This window comes from Pseudoalteromonas sp. S558, from assembly GCF_005886635.1.
GTDB lineage: Bacteria > Pseudomonadota > Gammaproteobacteria > Enterobacterales > Alteromonadaceae > Pseudoalteromonas > Pseudoalteromonas aliena.
Map to the genome: position 1 here is coordinate 1 of NZ_PNDU01000312.1, position 3,168 is coordinate 3,168.

At 39.1% G+C, this 3,168-nt stretch carries 4 protein-coding genes and 1 pseudogene; all 5 read right to left on the reverse strand.

Annotated elements, in window-relative coordinates; all coding sequences use genetic code 11:
• Positions 1 to 82: 82 nt before the first annotated feature.
• Positions 83 to 258, reverse strand: a pseudogene (locus tag CWB66_RS17970) (DUF2238 domain-containing protein); the annotation flags it as partial.
• A 53-nt stretch (positions 259 to 311) separates the two neighbouring features.
• Positions 312 to 1,103, reverse strand: coding sequence for an SDR family oxidoreductase (locus CWB66_RS17975; protein ID WP_138586437.1), 792 nt, complete (start codon positions 1,101 to 1,103; stop codon positions 312 to 314).
• A 58-nt stretch (positions 1,104 to 1,161) separates the two neighbouring features.
• The gene (locus CWB66_RS17980; protein ID WP_138586438.1) at positions 1,162 to 1,680 is read right to left on the reverse strand and encodes an Mpo1 family 2-hydroxy fatty acid dioxygenase; all 519 of its coding nucleotides are present in this window, start codon (positions 1,678 to 1,680) and stop codon (positions 1,162 to 1,164) included.
• A gap of 174 nt (positions 1,681 to 1,854) precedes the next feature.
• Complete coding sequence (locus CWB66_RS17985) at positions 1,855 to 2,262, reverse strand: hypothetical protein (protein ID WP_138586439.1); 408 nt, start codon at positions 2,260 to 2,262, stop codon at positions 1,855 to 1,857.
• 68 nt (positions 2,263 to 2,330) lie between these two features.
• A complete protein-coding gene (locus tag CWB66_RS17990; RefSeq protein ID WP_138586440.1) occupies positions 2,331 to 3,008 on the reverse strand; it encodes a Crp/Fnr family transcriptional regulator in 678 nt (225 codons plus the stop codon).
• Positions 3,009 to 3,168: the final 160 nt, after the last annotated feature.

A 3,168-nucleotide genomic window follows, 5' to 3' on the forward strand; every position in this document is an offset into this window, starting at 1 on the left:
TCTCAACAAATTTTCTAAAGTTACAGAAATGTATAAGTAACCTGAACTCTGGATAATAAATCTATCTCCAGCAGCTATTATCAGCGCTAACTGCGATGAATCTGATAGTAATGAGTTTAAAGTGGCTACAGGTGCTTACTAACAGCACTACACCAATAATTGCGGGGATAACTTCAAGCAGCCATGTAACTTGATCTTTTGGGTTGATACCGAACCAAATTAATACAATAAAAACAGGCTCAGCCATACATACTTCATTTAAAATCCTTGTCTAAATTGATCGAACTACAGTATTTTGTGCCTTGAGTAGGCTATTTATAGTTTGTTTTTGCCGTTAAGCGGTTAAACAGAGTTGGAAAAAAGCGCTTGATTGTGGGCGCCCAACCACTTAAACCTTTGCCAATAATCACTTCGTCTTTTTTATTACTAATGGCACGAATCATTTTTGTAGCAGCTACGCTTACATCCATCCCATTTTCTATCGACTCTTCTGGTTTATTTTGCGCTATGCCTTGCTCGTTTAGTGAGTTATGTGCAATCGCTGTTTTAATAGAACCTGGGCAAATTGTTAAACAATGAATATTATGTTCCGCTACTTCTGCACGTAGGCAATCCATAAAACCAACAACCGCATATTTAGAACCCGAATAACCGGTTCTAAATTTTGAACCTACTTTACCCGCCACACTACTAATAGACACAATTGAGCCACTGCGCCTTGCCACCATAGTAGGTAGTACGGCTTTAGTAAGTGCGATTAAGCCAAAGTAATTAACCTCCATTAATTGGCGATACACGTTAAAGTCGTTTTCTAAAAATAAGCTGCGCTGCGATACCCCGCCGTTATTAATTAAAATATCAATTGCAGGAAGCTCGCTCATTTGCGCAGTTATTGTGCTCAGTACCTGCTCTGGCTGGGCTAAGTCCAGCGGTAAAACCAAGTGCCCCACGCCTTTAAGGGTTGCTTTTAAATCGTTTAGTTTATCTACATTGCGCGCCGATAAAATTACGCGCGCTCCAAGCTCGGCAAATTGTATAGCAAGCTCTTTACCAATACCTGACGATGCACCGGTGATCCACACGGTTTTATTATTATATTGCATGTATTATTTGCCCTTTTATTGTTATTTATTAGGTTTTAATAAGGTCTGGTAAAATACTCTACGCCTTTGTAGGCCCTGCTATTGCGTTTACTTCATCTTCTAATGTTTTATAAAAACCCATTAAAAATAGTAGCTCAGCAGTTACGTACAAGGGGCCAATAATTAAACCAATTAGGTCATCTACGAATGCCGGTTTTTTACCTTCGTAATAATGCCCAATAAACTGCAGTACCCAGCCAAATACAAACACACCGACACTAATACTCAACCAAGGCCAAAACGCCATTGCCGCAATAGGCTGAGCACCAATAAGGAGTAAAGTGAGTATCACGGCCATAATAAAGCCAAGCGAAAAGCTCAGCATAAAATAATAAACAACTGACGCTAATACAAAAAGTTGTGCACCATCAATAACAAAATTATCAGTTAGAAAACTTCCCACAGGTATTTGGATGCGTGCAAGTAGGCACAGTGCAGCAAATACAATGAGCGGAATACCAAAAAAGTGGGTCAATACATTGCGTTTAGAACGATGGTATAAACCATATTTACCAAGTTGTTGTTGAAGTGTTTTCATTGTTAAATCCTGCTTTATTTTTATATATAAAGTTAACCTTAGCAAATATCAGTACAACAACAATGTCAGGTACCCGACATTAAATAACCTGAACTCTGGATAATAAATCTATCCAGCAGCTATTATCAGCGCTAACTGCGTTGAACTTACTTGCAATAGGCCAGATTAAATAAATTAAACCAATGCAGAAATTATCTTACCCAGTTCATGCTGCGGTTGCATATCCATTCGGTCCCTACCCTGCTTATATTCTTGCTCAAGCATTTTTTCAAGTTCGTTGATTTTATCGTTAATTATGTCAAGATCAGCGCCTTGCCCTTGTAATTCTTTAGAAAGATCTTCTATTGCTTCTTTTAATTTATCTATTTTTTCTTTATTTATACCCAAACGCTGGTAAACAATTGCTTCTTGCGCACGTTCTAAAAACGTTTGATCTTTAGGTGTAGCGTTCATTCCGTTAACATCACTTGCTTTTTCACTAGTAGGGCCATTAATTGCCGCTACTTCGCTTGGGCTTGCCGCTTTAGTTATACTAGCGTAGCTATTGTTACTGTACTGATTTGCAAAGGTTATAGATGTCATTAGCCAAATCCATTGTTGCGTTTCAGGTTGTGTAGCAATTTTGGTTCCAACTAATAAAAATACTAAACCTATTTAAGCTTGCCAGTGCGCACGTGTAATTTTTGCTTATCTAAAATGGTAATGCGTTGATACCCTAAACTAATGGCTTGTAGCTCAACGAGTCGTTGCAGTATTTGATTAATAGTTTGGCGAGTTAGATAGGTCATATCAGCAAGTTGCTGCTGGGATAATACAAGCGGCGTTAAATGTTCTGTATGCTCACTCAGTATTAGAAGTCGATTGCATACCTTTTGCTCAGCACTTAATAATGCGTGATCTTCCATAGAGGTAAACATAAGGCGTAACTTTTGCGCCAACAATAAACCAAACTCTTGCCAATATTGTGGCTGTTCATTTAACAATTGTTCAAGCGCACGCTGGGGTACATAAAAAAGTACCACATCGGTTTGCGCATATACGTCGTGCGTACGCAGGCCGCCATCAAACAACGTGACTTCGCCAAACCACAGCGGTGTTTCAATAAAGCTGAGTACAGCTTCCTTTCCTTCATTGCTTACACCACTAATACGAACTACGCCGCTCAGTACGGCATAAATACCGTTATGCTTATCGCCTCGCAAAAATAGTGACTGTTGAGCTTTAAGTGAACGCGTTTTGCCTTGAGTTAATAAAAAGTTTTTTAAATACTGGCTGCGGTTTTTAAACCAATACCCTTGTTCAATAACGCTCTGCTGTTGTGGAGTCATAATTTTAAATCTCTTAACCAGAGTGCCAGGGCCTGTTGACCTTTCAGGATTAAAATTTGTTCAATCTAGGGGCGATTTAATCGCGGCGCGAGGTTTGTAACCTAGTGGGCTAAGTAAAAACCGAGCAACAAAGAGTAAATTGCCCCTAGACAGAACCCTT